At 71.8% G+C, this 16,840-nt stretch carries 14 protein-coding genes; 9 read left to right on the top strand and 5 right to left on the bottom strand.

What is annotated here, in order from left to right; all coding sequences use genetic code 11:
- Window positions 1–60 precede the first annotated feature (60 nt).
- The 7 genes from ABD067_RS13720 to ABD067_RS13750 all read left to right on the top strand — a co-directional run bounded on the left by ABD067_RS13720 (window position 61) and on the right by ABD067_RS13750 (window position 8,087).
- Window positions 61–1,242 (top strand): AI-2E family transporter, encoded by a 1,182-nt coding sequence (locus tag ABD067_RS13720; RefSeq protein ID WP_343895873.1) that lies wholly within the window; start codon window positions 61–63, stop codon window positions 1,240–1,242.
- A gap of 59 nt (window positions 1,243–1,301) precedes the next feature.
- The gene (locus ABD067_RS13725; RefSeq protein ID WP_343895874.1) at window positions 1,302–2,903 is read left to right on the top strand and encodes an ABC transporter substrate-binding protein; all 1,602 of its coding nucleotides are present in this window, start codon (window positions 1,302–1,304) and stop codon (window positions 2,901–2,903) included.
- Between the two features lie 12 nt (window positions 2,904–2,915).
- The gene (locus ABD067_RS13730; protein WP_343895875.1) at window positions 2,916–3,905 is read left to right on the top strand and encodes an ABC transporter permease; all 990 of its coding nucleotides are present in this window, start codon (window positions 2,916–2,918) and stop codon (window positions 3,903–3,905) included.
- Between the two features lie 3 nt (window positions 3,906–3,908).
- Entirely contained in the window at window positions 3,909–4,841 is a 933-nt protein-coding gene (locus ABD067_RS13735) for an ABC transporter permease (RefSeq protein ID WP_343895876.1), read from the top strand.
- The gene (locus ABD067_RS13740; RefSeq protein ID WP_343895877.1) at window positions 4,838–5,827 is read left to right on the top strand and encodes an ABC transporter ATP-binding protein; all 990 of its coding nucleotides are present in this window, start codon (window positions 4,838–4,840) and stop codon (window positions 5,825–5,827) included. Before ABD067_RS13735 ends, ABD067_RS13740 begins: the two co-directional genes overlap by 4 nt.
- Complete coding sequence (locus ABD067_RS13745; RefSeq protein WP_343895878.1) at window positions 5,820–6,905, top strand: ABC transporter ATP-binding protein; 1,086 nt, start codon at window positions 5,820–5,822, stop codon at window positions 6,903–6,905. The genes ABD067_RS13740 and ABD067_RS13745 overlap by 8 nt, the downstream gene beginning before the upstream one ends.
- Before the next feature lie 366 nt (window positions 6,906–7,271).
- Complete coding sequence (locus tag ABD067_RS13750) at window positions 7,272–8,087, top strand: enoyl-CoA hydratase-related protein (RefSeq protein WP_343895879.1); 816 nt, start codon at window positions 7,272–7,274, stop codon at window positions 8,085–8,087.
- A 6-nt stretch (window positions 8,088–8,093) separates the two neighbouring features.
- Here the strand turns inward: ABD067_RS13750 and ABD067_RS13755 are convergent, their stop codons facing one another.
- The 3 genes from ABD067_RS13755 to ABD067_RS13765 all read right to left on the bottom strand — a co-directional run bounded on the left by ABD067_RS13755 (window position 8,094) and on the right by ABD067_RS13765 (window position 11,746).
- Window positions 8,094–10,325 (bottom strand): DUF3141 domain-containing protein, encoded by a 2,232-nt coding sequence (locus tag ABD067_RS13755; RefSeq protein ID WP_343895880.1) that lies wholly within the window; start codon window positions 10,323–10,325, stop codon window positions 8,094–8,096.
- 116 nt (window positions 10,326–10,441) lie between these two features.
- Window positions 10,442–11,443, bottom strand: a complete 1,002-nt coding sequence (locus tag ABD067_RS13760) for a TonB family protein (protein WP_343895881.1) — start codon at window positions 11,441–11,443, stop codon at window positions 10,442–10,444.
- A 12-nt stretch (window positions 11,444–11,455) separates the two neighbouring features.
- Complete coding sequence (locus ABD067_RS13765) at window positions 11,456–11,746, bottom strand: DUF6489 family protein (RefSeq protein ID WP_343895882.1); 291 nt, start codon at window positions 11,744–11,746, stop codon at window positions 11,456–11,458.
- A gap of 131 nt (window positions 11,747–11,877) precedes the next feature.
- Here ABD067_RS13765 and ABD067_RS13770 point away from each other — a divergent pair, with 131 nt between their 5' ends.
- A complete protein-coding gene (locus ABD067_RS13770; RefSeq protein WP_343895883.1) occupies window positions 11,878–13,191 on the top strand; it encodes an MFS transporter in 1,314 nt (437 codons plus the stop codon).
- A gap of 20 nt (window positions 13,192–13,211) precedes the next feature.
- Here the strand turns inward: ABD067_RS13770 and ABD067_RS13775 are convergent, their stop codons facing one another.
- Together ABD067_RS13775 and pdxY are read right to left on the bottom strand one after the other, a co-directional pair.
- On the bottom strand, window positions 13,212–14,480 hold the full coding sequence (locus ABD067_RS13775) for a cyclopropane-fatty-acyl-phospholipid synthase family protein (protein ID WP_343895884.1): 1,269 nt from the start codon (window positions 14,478–14,480) through the stop codon (window positions 13,212–13,214).
- A 37-nt stretch (window positions 14,481–14,517) separates the two neighbouring features.
- Window positions 14,518–15,366, bottom strand: a complete 849-nt coding sequence (gene pdxY, locus ABD067_RS13780; RefSeq protein ID WP_343895885.1) for a pyridoxal kinase PdxY — start codon at window positions 15,364–15,366, stop codon at window positions 14,518–14,520.
- A gap of 145 nt (window positions 15,367–15,511) precedes the next feature.
- Between pdxY and ABD067_RS13785 the strand changes: the two genes are divergently transcribed.
- The gene (locus tag ABD067_RS13785; protein WP_343895886.1) at window positions 15,512–16,837 is read left to right on the top strand and encodes an ABC transporter substrate-binding protein; all 1,326 of its coding nucleotides are present in this window, start codon (window positions 15,512–15,514) and stop codon (window positions 16,835–16,837) included.
- The last annotated feature ends 3 nt before the right edge of the window (window positions 16,838–16,840 follow it).

Raw genomic sequence — 16,840 nt, forward strand, 5'->3', positions numbered from 1 at the left:
GGCGCGGACTGGCTAGGCGCGCTATACGCCCGGCTTGGCACGGCGCGGGGGCGACTCGGGATGGACGCGGTCGCGGAGAAGGCGGAACGCGGGATGGAGCAGCAACAGCATCGGCAGGACGCGATCACCCCCGCCAAGGCGCTCGCCTTGCTGGCCGCCGTGGGGCTGGCGATCGCCTGGGCGGTGGGCTGTTTCTTGGTGCTGCGCCCGTTCCTGTCGGCCCTGCTGTGGGCCTCAATCCTCGTGTATTCGACGTGGCCCGCGTTCCGCCTTCTGCGCGAGAGGCTGCGCCTGTCGCCCGGCTGGGCGGCCGGCGCAATGGTCGCGCTCGAGTTCCTCCTCATCGGCCTGCCCTTGTTCTTCGCCGCGCCGCGCCGGCTCGAGGACGTCGAGGGGCTCCGCGCGTCGGTCGAGGCGTTCCTGAACCAAGGGATGCCGGGATTGAGCGACTGGCTCGCCCGCTTGCCGCTCGTCGGCCCTTACCTGTCCTCGTGGACGGCGGGGCTCGACTTCGGCGTGTCCGGCGTCGTGGAGATGGCGCAGCCCTACGCCGGCACCGTGGCGCAGGCCGCGCTGTCCCTCCTGCTGGCGGTCCTGTCCGGCATCGCCGAAGTCTTCCTCGCCATCTTCTTCGCCTTTTTCCTGTACCGCGACGGCGTCGCCATCGCGGCCTGGAGCGAATCCACGCTGACCCGCCTCGCCGGGCCGCGCGCCCGCCGGTTCCTCGGCCTCACCGGCGACGTCACCCGCGGCGTGGTGTTCGGCCTGCTCGGCACAGCGCTCGTGCAGGGGGTGATGACGACCTTCGGCCTCTGGATCGCCGGCGTGCCGCGGCCCGTGCTGCTGGGCGTGATCGCCGGGGTGATCTCCATCCTGCCGGTGGGTGCGCCGATCGTCTGGATACCGGCGACGCTCTGGCTGTTTTCCGAAGGGCAGACCTACCAAGCCATCTTCCTGGGCCTCTACGGCGCCTTCGGCATCAGCAGCGCCGACAACGTGATCCGGCCCTGGCTCATCTCCCGCGGCGCCGACCTGCCCTTGCTGCTGACCCTGCTCGGCGCGCTCGGCGGCGTCTTCGCCTTCGGCTTCCTCGGCCTCTTCCTCGGCCCGGTCCTGCTCGCGGTGGGGTACACCCTGCTCAGGGACTGGGCCAAGGGCGCCGCCGAGCAGGAAGCGGCGCAAGAAGCCCCGGCAGCCGCGGCCGTCGAAGGGGCACTTCCGCCCGGACCGGCCGCGCCCTAAAGGGCCCCCGGACCCGGAAAACCGGGCCGGGAAGGCTGGACGGCAAGGAGGTCGCTGCGATGCTGGCATGGATTCGGGCCGGCGCCCTGGCGGCGCTGACGCTCTTCGCGACAGCGGCGGACGCGCCCGCGCGCACCGTGCGCTGGGCCGCGAGCGGCGACCCGAACACCTTGGACCCGCACAGCCAGAACGTCGGCACCGTCACCATGGTGCTCCAGCAGATCTACGAGGGCCTGGTCACGCGCAACCCGGACCTCTCGCCGGCAGCGGGGCTGGCCACGAGCTGGTCCCAGGAGGAGCCGACGCGCTGGCGCTTCAACCTCCGCCAAGGGGTGCGCTTCCACAACGGCGAGCCCTTCACCGCCGAGGACGTGGTGTTCTCCTTCGCCCGCGCGCAGCAGCCCACCAGCAACTTCGGCATCTTCGTGGACACCATCGACCGGGCCGTGGCGGTGGACGAGCGGACGGTGGACATCGTCACCAAGGTCCCCGACCCGATCCTCCCGAACAAGATCATCAGCGTCTACATGATGTCCAAGCCCTGGTCGGAGGCGCACAACGCCACGCGGCCGCAGAACACCCGCGCCCGCGAGGAGATGCACACCGTCCGCAACACCAACGGCACCGGCCCCTACCGCCTCGCCGCACGCGAGCCCGACGTGCGGACGGTCATGGCGCGGAGCGACGCTTGGTGGGGCTGGCAGGGGCAGCAGCAGGGCGAGCAGCCGGTCGGCAACGTCACCGAGATCGTCTTCCGCCCCATCGCCAGCGACGCCACCCGCATCGCCGCGCTGCTCTCGGGCGAGGTCGATTTCGTGCTCGACCCGCCGCTCCAGGACCTGAACCGGCTCCGCGCCGCGTCGGGCACAAAGGTCATCGAAGGGCCGGAGGTGCGGACGCTCTACATCGTCTTCGACGTGTTCCGGGACGAGCTGCTCTACAGCGACGTGAAGGGCAAGAACCCCTTCAAGGACCTCCGGGTGCGGCAGGCGCTCTACCACGCCATCGACATCCAGGCGATCCACCGCACCACCATGCGCGGCCAGAGCGTCGTCACCGGCACGCTCTTCCCGGAGCAGGTGAACGGCTACGCCCGCGAGGAGGACGTGCGGCTGCCCTACGACCAGGCGAAGGCCCGCGCGCTGCTCGCCGAAGCCGGCTACCCGAACGGCTTCTCGGTCGCGCTGGACTGCTCCAACAACCGCTACATCAACGACGAGCAGATCTGCCAGGCCATCTCGGCCATGTGGACCCGGGTGGGCGTCCGCACCTCGCTCAAGGCGCAGCCCTTGGCGCCCTTCTTCGCCCAGATCCAGCGCGACGACACCTCCGTCTACATGCTCGGCTGGGGCGTCCCCACGCTCGACGCCCTCTACTCCTTCCAGTCGCTGCTCGCTTCCCGCGGTTCGGCGCCCGGCGACGGCATCTGGAACTTCGGCCGCTACTCCAACCTGCGCATGGACGAGCTGATCGCCCGCATGAAGACCGAATCCGGCCCGGCGCGGCAGGCCGCCGTCCGCGAAGGGCTGCACCTCTACCGCGAGGACGTGCCCCACGTGCCCCTGCACCACCAGATGATCCCATGGGCGGTGCGCGCGAACCTCTCCATCCCGCACGCCGCCAACAACCAGCCCTATTTCCGCTGGGCGGTGGTGAACTAGGGACCCGCCCGGGTGTTCGCCTTCATCGTCTCGCGCCTGCTGCAAGCGCTGCCCGTGATGCTGGTGGTGGCGCTGATCTCCTTCGCCATGTTCGCCTATGTCGGCGACCCGGTCGCCATCATGCTGGGCCAGGACTTCACGGAAGCGCAGCGGGAGGCCCTGGTGCGCGACCTCGGCCTCGACCAGCCCTTCTTCGTCCAGTTCGCCCGCTTCGTCGGCAATGCCGCGCAAGGCGAGTTCGGCCTGTCCTACCGGCTGTCGCGCCCGGTGGCGGAGCTGATCGCCGAGCGGGCGCCGGCCACCCTGGAACTCGCCCTGTGCGCCGCCGCCATGTCGCTGCTGGTGGGCGTGCCTATGGGCGTTTTCACCGGCCTCTACCGCCGCTCCTGGCTGTCCCGCTTCTTCCTCACCTTCAGCCTGATCGGCGTCAGCCTGCCCACCTTCCTGATCGGCATCCTGCTGATCCTGATCTTCTCCGTCTGGCTCGGCTGGCTGCCGTCCTTCGGCCGGGGCGAAGTCGTGCAGCTCGGCTGGTGGAGCACCGGCTTCCTGACCTGGGGCGGCATCAAGGCGTTGATCCTGCCCTCCATCACGCTGGGCCTGTTCCAGCTCACCCTCATCATGCGCCTGGTGCGCGCCGAGATGCTGGAGGTGCTCAGGACCGACTACATCAAGTTCGCCCGCGCCCGCGGCTTGTCCGACCGCGCGGTGAACTTCGGGCACGCGCTGAAGAACACTCTGGTGCCGGTCATCACCATCGCCGGCCTCCAGCTCGGCGCCATCATCGCCTTCGCCATCGTCACCGAGACGGTGTTCCAGTGGCCCGGCATGGGCCTCCTCTTCATCCAAAGCGTGGGCGTCGCCGACATACCCGTCATGTCCGCCTACCTGCTGCTGATCGCGCTGGTGTTCGTGACCATCAACCTGGTGGTGGACCTGCTCTATTACGCCGTGGACCCGCGGCTGCGGGTGGACCGCGGCGCCTCGGCGGGGAGGGCCTGACCCGTGGCCGCTTCCGCCGCCCGTCCCTCCGCCGTCGCCCGCTTCTTCGACAGCGACCTCTGGTACTCCTTCAGCCGCTCGCCGGTCGCGGTGCTCTCCGCGATCGTGGCCTTGCTCTGCATCGGCGGCGCCGTGCTCGCGCCCTGGGTCGCGCCGCAGGACCCCTTCGACCTCGCCACCTTGAACCTGTCCGACGCCTTCAAGCCGCCGGCCTGGGCGGAGGAGGGCGACGCCGCCTTCCCGCTCGGCTCCGACGACCAGGGGCGCGACGTGTTCTCCGCCATCATGCACGGCGCCCGCGTGTCGCTGCTGGTGGGCGTGTGCGCGGTGCTGTTCTCCACGCTGGTCGGCGTTTCGGTCGGATTGCTGGCCGGCTACCTCGGCGGCACGGCGGACGCGGTGCTGATGCGCATCGCCGACATCCAGCTCACCTTCCCCTCCATCCTGGTGGCGCTGCTGGTGGACGGCGTGGTGCGCGCGGCGCTGCCGCGGGAAACCCACGACCAGATCGCGCTCTTCGTGGTGATCTTCGCCATCGGCATCAGCAACTGGCCGCAATTCGCCCGCACCGTGCGCGGTAGCACCCTGGTCGAGAGGAACAAGGAGTACGTGCTGGCCGCCCGCGTCATCGGCCTGTCGCGGCTGCGCATCATGCTCACCCACGTCCTGCCCAACGTCCTCGGCCCGGTGCTGGTGATCGCCACCCTGAACCTCGGCTTCGCCATCCTGGCGGAGGCGACGCTCTCTTTCCTCGGCGTCGGCGTGCCGCCGACCCAGCCCTCGCTCGGCACCCTCATCCGCATCGGCAACGACTTCCTGATGAGCGGCGAGTGGTGGATCACCATCTTCCCCGGCGTCGCCCTCGTGGCGATGGTGCTCTCGGTCAACCTCCTGGGCGACTGGCTGCGCGACGCCTTGAACCCGAGGCTCCGATGACGACCGCCACCCCGCTCCTGGAGTTGCGGAACCTCCGCGTCGAATTCCCGACCCGCCGCGGCACGCTGGTCGCCCTGAACGACGTGTCCTTCTCCATCGCGCCCGGCGAGATCCTGGGCGTGGTGGGCGAGTCGGGCGCCGGCAAGTCGATGACCGGCGCCGCCATCATCGGCCTGCTGGAGCCGCCCGGCCGCATCGCCCGCGGCGAGATCCTCCTGGAAGGCGAGCGCATCGACAACCTGCCCCCCGAGCGGATGCGTCGCATCCGCGGCCGCCGGATCGGCGCCATCTTCCAGGACCCGCTGACGACGCTGAACCCGCTCTACACCGTCGGGCACCAGCTCGTGGAAACGATGCAGACCCACCTCGACCTCTCCAACGCCGAGGCCCGGAAGCGCGCGGTGGGCTGGCTGGAGATGGTCGGCATCCCCGCCGCGGCGCAGCGGATCGACAGCTACCCGCACGAGTTCTCCGGCGGCATGCGCCAACGCGTCGTCATCGCGCTCGCCCTCTGCGCCGAACCGCGCCTCGTGGTGGCCGACGAGCCCACCACCGCGCTCGACGTCTCCATCCAGGCGCAGGTGATCGCGCTCCTCAAGGGATTGGCGCGCGAGAAGAACACCTCCATGATGCTCGTCACCCACGACATGGGCGTGATCGCGGAGACGGCCGACCGCGTCGCGGTGATGTACGCCGGCCGCGTCATCGAGATCGGCCCGGTGCGGAACGTCGTGAAGAGCCCGCACCACCCCTACAGCGTCGGCCTGATGAACTCGATCCCGCCGCTCGACCACCGGGTGGAGCGCCTGGCGCAGATCGACGGCTCCATGCCGCGCCTCAACGCCATCCCGCCCGGCTGCCCGTTCAACCCGCGCTGCCCCAAGGTCTTCGACCGCTGCGTCAAGGAGCGGCCGGACCTGCTGGACGCCGGCTCCACCAGCGCCGCCTGCTGGCTCTACGCGCCCGGCGAGCCCCTCCATGTCTGACCTGCCCGCCAACGTCCCGGTCGTCGAGGCGACGGACCTCGCCCGTTACTTCGACGTTTCCCGCCCGCCGCTGCAACGCCTGCTCGCGCGCGAGCCCAGGCGCATCCTCCGCGCCGTGGACGGCGTGAATTTCGACATCCCGAAGGGCACCACCCTCTCGCTGGTCGGCGAGAGCGGCTGCGGCAAGTCCACCGTGGCGCGGCTGGTGGTGGGCCTCTACCCGCCCACCAAGGGCAAGGTGCTGTTCGAGGGCGTGGACCTCGAGCAGGCGCGCGCCTCCGCCGAGAAGCGCCGGCGGATGCAGATGATCTTCCAGGACCCCTACGCCAGCCTGAACCCGCGCTGGCGCGTGCTGGACATCGTGGCCGAGCCGATCCGCGCCTTCGGCCTGGTGCGGGGCGGGGCGGCGCAGCGGGAGCGCGTGGCGCAGCTCCTGACCCAGGTCGGCCTGTCGCCGCTCGACGGGGAGAAGTACCCGCACGAGTTCTCCGGCGGCCAACGCCAGCGCATCTCCATCGCCCGCGCGCTGTCCTCGAATCCGGACTTCCTGGTCTGCGACGAGCCCACCAGCGCCCTCGACGTCTCCGTGCAGGCGCAGATCCTGAACCTGATGAAGGGCCTGCAACGCGACCTCGGCCTCACCTACCTCTTCATCAGCCACAACCTCGCGGTGGTGCGGCAGATCTCCGACCGCATCGGGGTGATGTACCTCGGCCGGATCGTGGAGCTGGCGCCGGCGGAGTCGGTCTTCGTCTCGCCGCGCCACCCCTACACGCGCGCCCTGATGGACGCGATCCCGGACCTCGAGATGATCGGGCGCAAGCGCATCCCGGTCGGCGGCGAGGTGCCGAGCCCGATCAACCCGCCCACCGGCTGCCACTTCCACCCGCGCTGCCCGCTCGCCAACGACCGCTGCCGCCGCGAGGACCCGGTCCTGAAGCCGGCGCGCGGCACGCCCGGCACGGTTGTCGCGTGCCACGCCGTCGAGGAGGGCAGGGACACCGGCCCGACCGCCATCCCGCCGCTCGAGCGCGTAGGTGCCGCGGCCGCGACCTCGGGTGCGTCCGCGGCGCCTTGACAAGCGGGGTTGAGCTAGGAATAATGTCTCCGTAAACTGCTCGACGCGCGCCCGCCATCCCGCGCAACGCGCCGTTTTCGTCCGAAACCCGCAAAGTCGAGGGACCGCCGCGCGACCGCGCGAGCGGTTCGGCTCGCGTCGGGCCGCCCCGGGCGAACCCGGCATTCGTCCGAAAACAGCAAAACCGGGGGAGCACCAGGGCGGCGCCGCGAACCGCCCGGCTCCCGTCCGCCACCACGCGCACTCCCGGCCATTCGTCCGAAAGCCGCAAAATCGCGGCGGACCGGAGCGCGCGGGGCACCCAGGGCGCCGGCGCCGCGCCGCCCTGGTAGGCTCCAGGCGCGAACACCGGAGGAGACCAGACCCATGCCGCCGCAGCCCGCCGCCCTCGCAGGCCCGTTCGACACCCTGGAGGTTTCCGAGCCGGATGCCTCCATCCTCCTGGTCGTGCTGAACCGGCCGGAGCGCGCCAACGCCTTCACCACCCGCATGGCCGAGGAGCTGCTCGCGGTCTTCCTCGCGATGGAGGCCGAGCCGGACGCCTACCGCTGCGTCGTCCTCACCGGCACCGGCGACCGCGCCTTCTGCGCCGGCGCCGACCTGAAGGAGCGCGACGGCATGACCGACGCCGACTTCGCGCGCCAGCACCACCTGTTCGAGCGCTGCTTCCGCTCCCTCCTGGCCTGCCCGCCGCCGCTGATCGCCGCCATCAACGGCACCGCCTTCGCCGGCGGGCTGGAACTGGCGCTGTGCTGCGACTTCGCCTACGCCAGCGACGCCGCCCGCTTCGCGCTGACCGAAGTCACCCGCGGCATCATGCCCGGCGGCGGCGGCACCCAGAACCTGCCCCGCGCCATCGGCGAGCGCCGCGCCAAGGAAGCCATCTTCACCGGCCGCCCCTTCACCGCCGAAGACGCGCTGAACTGGGGCGTGGTCAACCGCCTCTGCCCGCCCGGCGAGGTGCTGCCCGCCGTGCTGGAGACCGCCCGCGCCATCCGCGACAACGCGCCGCTCTCCGTCCGCCAAGCCAAGAAGGCCATCAACACCGGCCTCCAGATGGACCGCGCCAGCGGGATGCTGTTCGAGATCGAGGCTTACTACCAGTTGATCCCCACCGAGGACCGCTTGGAGGGGATCAACGCCTACGTCGAGAAGCGCAAGCCGGTGTTCAAAGGCCGGTAAGCGCCCTCAGTCGAGCGGAATCGCCGCCGCGTGGAACGGCACCGGCTGCCCGCCGCCATTGCCGCCACTGGCGCCGCCATTGCCGAACGTGGTGCGGATGCGCCGCAGCATGGCGACCGCCGCCTCGCCCAACTCGCCTTCCGGCCCGGCCACGCCCTCTACCGCTGCAAGTGCCCGGCGCCGGTCGGCGGCATTCGGCAGCAGCTTGGGCAAGGTCTCCAGCGCCTCGGTGGGCGACATGGCGCAGATCACCGTCTGCGTCCGGATCAGCGCCTGCCGCGCCTCCGGCGTCATGGAAGCGAAGGGCTCCGTGTCGCGCATCATGGCGCTGGAGCGCACCAAGCGGTCGCGGCGCACCCCGCCGCGCGCTTGCGCCAGCAGGATCATCATGCGCACCACCGCTTCCGCGTAGCCGCCCTCCGACATGCGCGCGAGGGCCTGCCGCACCTCCGGCGCGTCGGCGAGCAGGTTGGCCGGCACCTCGGCCGGCGCCTCGACGCGGGCGATGCCCAGGGTGGCGAGCCATTCGTAGGTGGCGTGGAAGCTGCGCTCGAACCAAGCGTCGCGCATGTCACGGTACGCGTCGATGCTGCGCTCGAACATGTCCGCCCAGGCCCGCTCCCAAGCGACGAAGGGGTTGCCGGGCGAAGCGGGCGCGCGCCGGCGCCGGACCTCCTCGGCCAACGGCGCGACCGGCGCCATCAGCGGGTTGGCCTCGTCGCTGAGGAGGGTGCGGCGCAGCCGCAGCGGGTGGAGCTGGCGGCCCAGCTCCGCCGTCTTCTCGTTCGCCATCCGCCGGACCAGCGGCGCCGCGAACACGTCGTACAGGTGCTGGTTCAGCGCCGAGATGCGCGCCACCGACGGGAAGGCCTCGTTCTTGGCCTCCTCGGAATGCGAGCGGATGTGGGCCATGGAGCGCTCCTGCAACTCCACCTGCCACTTGCCGCCCGTGTCGTGGGTGATGACCATCTCGTAGAGGCCGGGCGCCACTGAGTCGATGAGCTGCAAGGTTTCGGCGATCTCGGTGTGCTCCTTCAGCGCCACGGCGCCGGAGACGAAGATGCCGAGGTGCCCGATGTCCTCGTGCAGCAGGTACACGATGGTCTGGCCGAGCGCCTTGATCTCCTGCTCGTCGCGGTAGACGTCGGCGATCCAGCGCAGCGCCTGGCCCGGCGGCGTGATGTTGTCGCCGGCCGAGGCGAAGACCACCACGGGCGAGCGGACGGCGCGCATGTTGAAGGTGGCGCCGCCGCCGGCGTGGATCTCGCCGCGGGCGAAGCGGTCGCCGATGAACAGGTTCTCGACGATCCAGTGGATCTCGTCGCGGTTCATCAGGAAGTAGCCGCCCCACCAGCGCTCGAACTCCAGGAAGCGCGGCGTCTCGGTGTCCACCTTCTCGAACAGGTTGTAGTACCGCCGGAACCAAGTGTTGCCGGGCGAGAGCGCCTCGAAGTTCAGCACCAGGTTGGCGCCGTCGAACTTGCCGTTGCCGAGATCGGCGAGCAGCGAAGCCGGCCAGGAGCCGCCCGCCAAGCCGCCGAAGTAGCGCATCGGGTTCCGCCCGCGCTGCCCGGCCCAGTAAGAAAGGGGAGCGCCGTTGAGCACCAGCGCGCCCGTCAGCTCCGGCTGCGCCGCGCCCAGCATCATCACCGCCCAGCCGCCCTGGCAGTTGCCGATGACGACGGGCTTGGGCGCCTCTGGGTGCAGCTCGTGCACGCGGCGGAGGAACGCACCCTCGGCCGCGGTGATGTCGAGGATGGTCTGCCCCGGCTCCGGGTCGCGGAAGAAGATGACGAAGTAGACCGGGTGCCCGCGCCGCAGCGCCACGCCGACTTGGCTGTCGCTCTTGAAGCCGCCGATGCCGGAGCCGTGGCCGGCGCGCGGGTCGATGATGACGAAGGGGCGGAGCTTGGGATCGACGGGCGGGGCGCCTTCCGGCGCCCGTATCCGTACCAGGGCGTAGTTCACCGGCCGCGGCAGGTGCCGGCCGTCCACCACCATGTCCCACTTAAAGAACAGCACCGGCGGGCAGCCCGCTTCCTCGTGCTCGACGAAGGCGTTCCCCGCCTGCCGCATCGCGTCCCAGAACAAGACGGCGCGCTGCCCCGCGTCCACCGCGTACTCGACGGCGCTGGCCAGCAGGCTGTCCGATGGCGCGGCAGGCGCAGCCGCGCGTGACCAAATCGGGGCGCCACCGGCGGGGAAGCCGCGGCCTTGGAACGGGGCGAGGAATGTCATTAAGGATGGTGTTCCTGGTTTCGGGCCATTGTGCACCGCAGCATTTTGGTGATCCAGCTACTCAGCTTCAACGAGTCTTGCGCAAACGGGGCCATCCGCCGCCGGTTCCGGCACCGTCATCTGATCAGGATGTAGTTGATCGTCAGGTCGATCGTTACGCCAGAAGGGTCGGCGCCGGGCGGGAATGGCGGCAGCACGGCGTTGCGGAAAAGAGACACCGTGCCCGCGTCCAGCCACACGGAGCCGGAGCGCCGCAGCAGCCGCCCCGACCGCACGCGCCCGTCGGGCTCGACGATCAACTCGATCCGGGTGGTGCCCTGGTCGCCCACCACGGCGGCGTTGGTCGGGTAGCGCCCGTGCTCGTCCATCCAGCGCCGGAAGGCGTTTCGCCAGTCCGGCCCGACCTGCGCACCGCGGACGGACAGTTGCGCTTCCGGCGAGTCGCGGCCCGGCTGCCGCATGGCGCTCGGCGGCGACAGGTCCAGGCCCCGGCGCTGCTGCTCCGGCCGCGCCGGGGCCGGGTTGAGCCGCGCGTCCGGCAGGTAGAGGCCCGGCAGCCGTTCCGGCTGGGGCGGCCGGGCGGGCCTCGGCGGCGCGGTAAGGGCCGCTTCCCGCTGCGGCGGCGTCGGGGCGGGCGGCGGCGGGGGCGGGACCGGGGAAACCTCCTCGGTCGGCGGCACCGGATCGGCTTCCGCGGTCGTTTGCCGCGGCTCCTCCTGCGGTGCCGGTGGGGGCGGCGGCACGGGTTTCTCCGGCGGCAGCCGCTCCGCGAGGGTTTCGGGGGCCGCAGGCTCTTCGGCCGCGAGCGGCGGAGCCGGCGGCAGCTCCTCGGGCACCGCCTCCGTCACCTCGACCTGGGGCGCCTCGACGCCCGGCGGTGCGGAAGGGGCGGATTCCTGCTGGGCCGGGGCCTCCGGGGCGCCGGCCTCGAACGCGACCTCGTAGGCCGGCGGCGGCAACGGCTCCGGCGGCTTCTGGCGTTGCCAGGACGCGAACGCGACGAGCGCGGCCAAACCGAGGTGGAGCAGGGCCGAGAGCAGGAGGCCCGGCCGCAGGGACCGGACGGGCCGCGCACCGCCGCGGCCGCCTTTCCGCGCCTGCCGCCGCGCGATCGCCATGAACCGCGCCCGTCAGCCCTTCTTCTTCCCGTCGCCGCCTTGGACGTCGGGCGAGGACCTGGGCGTCGGTGTCAGGCCGCGGAAGAACGCGCCCATGATCTGCTGCATCTGCTCCGGCGATTGCGGGAACATCGGCATCCAGGTGCGCATGAGCGCCTCCGGCGAGCTGCGGGCGACGGCGTCGATCATCTGCTTCTGCATCGCCTGCAGTACCGCGTCCTGCATCGGCCGCAGGTCCGGCAGGCCGAAGCTCTGGCGCAGTTCTTCCGGCGTGCAGTCGATCTCCAGGTTGATCTTCATCATCCAAGCTTTCCCCGCTCCGGGCCATATGGCCCCGGAACGCCGCGACGGCCAGCGGGGGCGGGCTTGACCGGGCGGCGCGCGCGCGGGCAAGCGCCGGCCGCGGCGGCGCGGACACGGAAGGGGCGGGGAGGGTGGCAGAAGGCAGCGGCGTGTCGGCCGGGCGGCGTCGCGCGCCCCTCCTGTTCGGGCAGACGGGATGGAGCTTCCCCTTCGTCTTCTCCCTCTACGCCTACCAAGGCCTCGTCGCCGGCTTCGCCCTCACCGCCCTGCCCAACCACCACGCCGGGTTGGGGGCGTCGGCGTCCGAAGTGGCGTGGCACGCCGTGCTCGTGGGGCTGCCCTGGGTGCTGCAACCGGCCTGGGGGCCGTTGGTGGATCGGTTCGGCGACTTCCGCATGGGACGGCGTCGCTTCTGGGCGGTGGCGGCGCTCGCCGGCTCCCTCGCCGCGCTCCTGTTCCTCTTCGCGGTGGCAGACGCGCCCCGCGAACTCGGGCGCACCAGCCCCGTGCTCGCCGCCCACAGCGCCTTCGCCTGCCTTTTGGACACCGCGGTCGACGGCATGATCATCGACCGCGTGCCGCCCGCTAAGCTGGGGCGCGCCAACGCCAGCACGCGCGCCGGCTTCGTTTCGGGCATCGCGGTCGGCGCCGCAGTTTTCGCGTCCGTGCTGCCCGCGCACGGCCTCCACGCCGCGGCCGCCCTCCTCGCCGGGGCGGGCGCCCTGGTGGCCGTGCCGCTCCTGCTGGTGCGCGAGGACGCCGCGGACGCGCGGTTCTCCCTGGTCCGCAGGCCGGCGCGAGAAGCGGGGGCGCGGCCGGAGCGGCGCGTCCTCCTGCGGCGTTTCCTGGCGCCAATGCTGCGGCGGCAGGCGCTCGTGCTGACGGCCTTCTGCATCGCGGTGGAAGGGGCCGTCGCGGCCGTGCAGTTGCGGACCGGGCTGGAGCTGATCCAGAAACGCGCATGGGACGCCGAGGCGCTGTCGCGCTTGCAGGCCGCGCTCGGCCTCCTCAGCGGCACGCTGGGCGCCTTCGCGGTCGGCTGGTGGTCGGACCGGCTCGGGGCCTTGCGGGGCCTGTTCGCGGTGCTGCTGTTCAGCGCGGCGGCCTACGCCGCGGTGGCCGCGCTCCTCGCGGGCGGGTGGGCCCACGCCGCGCCCCTCGCGGCCGGGATGGCGTCGGCGTTGCCGGTGCTGGCCTTCGTGGCGCTCGCGCCGGCCGTCATGCGGGCGAGCCGCGGACCGGGCGCGGCGACGCGCTTCGCGCTGTTCATGGCGGCGTTGAACCTCGGCGGCGTCGGCGGCAGCGCCCTCGCCGGCGCCGTCGGCACCGGGCTGCCCTTGTGGGCGCCGGTGCTGGCGGCGGGGTGCGTGTTCGCCTGCTGCGCCGCTCTCGCGCGCCGGCCCCACCTGCTGTTCCGCCGGCGTGTGGAAGCTGCCCCCGCCTGAGCCGGCCGTGCGGCGGCCCGTCAGCCCCGCGGCGGAGCGGCCGGGGCGCCGGGGACCGCCCCGGCCGCTGCGGAACGCACGGCGGCGGCCCGTTCGGCTCCCAGCATGTAGTCGCGGGTCGGGGGCAGCGCGTCCTGGCGGCGCGCCAGTTGCAACTGCCAGTTCATGTGCCCCATGCGGCTGAACGCCAGTTCGCAGCCGGCCAGGTAGAACTCGAACATGCGGCAGAACCGCTCGTCGTAGAGGCGGGCGGCGGCGTCGCGGTTGGCGGCGAAGCGGGCGCGCCAGTGCGCGATGGTACGCGCGTAGTGCCCGCGCAGCACCTCCAGGTCGGCCACCAGCAGGCCCGAGCGCTCGACGGCCGGCAGCACCTCCGACAGCGCGGGCGAGTACCCGCCGGGGAAGATGTACTTGGCCAGCCAGGGGTTGGTGGCGCCCGGCCCGCCCGAACGCCCGATGGAATGGACCAGAGCGACGCCGTCCTCCTTAAGCGAGCGGCAAACCGCGGCGAAGAACGCGCGGTAGTGCGCGATGCCGACGGCCTCGAACATCGCGACCGACAAGACGCGGTCCACCGGACGGTCCCATGCGCGATAGTCCGCCAGTTCGAAGCGGGCCCGGTCGGAAAGGCCCTCCGCCGCCGCCGCCGCCCGCGCCACCTCGAGCTGCTCCGCCGACAACGTGATGCCGGTGACGCGCGCGCCCCAGTCGCGGGCCAGGGTCAGCGCCATGCCGCCCCAACCGCAACCGATCTCCAGCACCTCCAGCCCCGGTCGGTCCAGCCGCAACTTGGCGGCGATGTGGCGCTTCTTGAGCGCCTGCGCCTCTTCGAGCGTCTCTGCGCCGGTCGGGAAGTAGGCGCAGGAATACTGCCGGTCGCGGTCCAGGAAGAGGTCGAAGAGCCGCACGTCCAGGTCGTAGTGGTGGGCCGCGTTGCGGCGCGCGCGGCCGGCCGGGTTGAGTTGGTCGAGGCGCCTCCAGGCCCGGCGCCACCACCCCATGGCGCTCTCGGCCGGGTGCGCGCCGTCGCCCCGTTCCAGGTTCAGCACCAGCACGTCGAGCAGGCCATGGACGTCGCAGCCGCCGACCGGCACGATTTCGCCGTCCATGTAGCCTTCCCCGAAGGCGAGGCCGGGGTCGAGGAGCATGCGCCGGAGCGCCCGGCGCGTGCGGACCTCCATGGCCGCTTCCGGCGCCGCTCCGGTTCCATAGCGCCGCACGGCGCCGTCAGGGTAGCGGACCGTCAACGTCCCGTGACGGATCAGGCGCGACAGTATGGCGTGGAGCATCGCTGCGTCGATCTTACCGAAAACCGGCCAGCCGCCGCTAGCAGGGCTCCGCGCGGAAGGTCTCGCTAGGCGCCACGAACTCTTCCTGCGCGGCGACCGTCAGGATCTCGCGCGAACCGGCCGCCTCCGTCCGGCGCAGCACGCCGTAGATCGAGGACGCGGCGGCGGAGAGCGCCTCGGCCGCGCCGCCCGACCGCAGGCGGTGAAACAGGAACAGCGCGGCGATGGCGTCCCCCGCGCCGTTCACCGAAAGGCGGAGCATCGGCGTCCGTAGCCGCCAAAAGCCGCCCGCCTCGGCGGCCAGCAGCTCCACCGAGCCGGCCGGCGTGTCCTCCACGTGGAGCGAGGTGACGAGCACGCAGCGCGGCCCCGCCGCCTGCAACCGCGCCGCCGCCGCCTTGGCGGCTGCGAGGTCCGCCACCAGCCCGCCGGTGAGCCATTCCAGCTCGAACTGGTTCGGGGTGGCGATGTCGGCGGCGGGCAGCGCGCGGTCGCGGAAGAACTCCGGGATGCCGGGGCGGACGAAGACGCCGCGGCCCACGTCGCCGATCACCGGGTCGCAGCACCACACGGCCTTGGCGTTGGCGGCCCGGACGCGGTTGGCGGCATCGAGGATGGCCTCGCCGATCTCGGCGTCGCCCATGTAGCCGGAGAGCACGGCGTCGCAGCGGGGCAGCGCGCCGCGCTCCTCGATGCCGCCGACGCAGTCCCGGATGAGGGACGCGGGGAACACCTGCCCGCGCCAGGAGCCGTAACCGGTGTGGTTGGAGAACTGGACGGTGTTGATCGCCCAGACTTCCGCACCGAGGCGTTGCAGGGGGAACACCGCGCTCGCGTTGCCGACGTGGCCGTAGGCGACCCAGGACTGGATGGAAAGGATGTTCATGCCGCGCTCCCGTGCGGCGCGCGAGGCTACGGGGGCCGCCGCTCCCCGGCAACGCCGCCCGCCCCCTTTGCGCGGCCGCCGCGCCACGCCATGCTCGCGGCAACCGGGGTGCGACTCCGGAGCAGAAGGGAGAGGTGCGCCAGCGATGAGCCAGCCGTTCGACGTTTCCCGCCGCGCCGCCGTGCTCGGCGCCGCCGCGTCCGGGGCGCTGCTGTGGGCCGGGCAGGGCGCCCGCGCCCAGTCGGGGCAGAAGCCGAGCGAGCTGCGGGTCGGCATAACGACCTTCCTGTCCGGTCCGGCCTCGGTCTTCGGCGTGCCGGCGCGGCAGGCGGCCGAGCTGCTGATCGAAGGGATCAACCGCAACGGCGGGATCGGCGGCGTGCCGGTGCGCGCCTTCTTCGTGGACGAGGGGCCGGGCGCGGACCACTTGGTCGGCGAGTACCGCCGGCTGGTGCAGAACGAGCAGGTACACGTCGTCTTCGCGTCCATTTCCTCCGGCTCGTGCCTCGCCTGCACGCCGCTCTCCACCGAACTGCGCAAGACCACGATCCTGTGGGACTGCGGCACGCAGCGCATCTTCGAGGAGGCGAAGCACCCCTACGCCTTTCGCACCCAGGGCTACGGCACGCCGGAGATCCTGGCGCCGCTGCTCTACCTGTTGAAGACCAAGCCGGACTTCCGGACCCTCGCGGTGATCAACCAGGATTACGCCTGGGGCCGCGACTCCTGGGAGCTGTGGAAGGCCGGCATGGACGCGCTGAAGCCCGGCGTGCGCGTGGTGGCGGAGATGTTCCCGCGCTTCAACTCGACCGATTTCTCCACCGAGATCACCCGGATGCTGGCGCTGCGCCCCGATGTGATCCTGTCCACGAGCTGGGGCGGCGAGTTGGTGACGCTGGTGCGGCAGGCGGCGGAACGGCGGCTGTTCGAGCGCTCCACCTTCGTGTTGCCGGTGGCTGAGGCGTCCATGCAGCCGCTCGGCCGCACCATGCCGGCCGGGCACATCATCGGCGCCCGCGGGGACCACTGGAACAACCACCCGCGCCCGAAGGACCCGGACGCGCTGAAGCGATTCGTGGACGGCTACCGGCAGCGCTTCAACGAGTACCCGATCTACCCGTGCCACCACATGGCGCAGGCCTTCTCCGCACTCCAGGCCGCCTACGCCAAGGCGATCCAGGCCAAGAACGACGGCTGGCCGAACGACCAGGAGCTGGCCGACGCCTTCCGCGGCCTGTCCTTCGACTCGCCGACCTCCACCATCACCCTGCGCGAGGACGGGCAGGGGCTGGAGGACCAGCTCGTCGGCCTGTCCAGCCACGGCGACCGCTTCCCCTTCGCCGTGCCGCGCGACATGGTCATCTTCCCCGCGGCGATGGTCAGCACGCCGGTCGGGCAGAAGAGCGTGGACTGGCTGAAGTCGCTGAAGACCGACATCCTCGAGAAGGTGCCGGCGCCGATCGCCAGCTAGGGG

The sequence above is a fragment of the Craurococcus roseus genome (assembly GCF_039523795.1).
Classification (GTDB): Bacteria; Pseudomonadota; Alphaproteobacteria; order Acetobacterales; family Acetobacteraceae; genus Craurococcus; species Craurococcus roseus.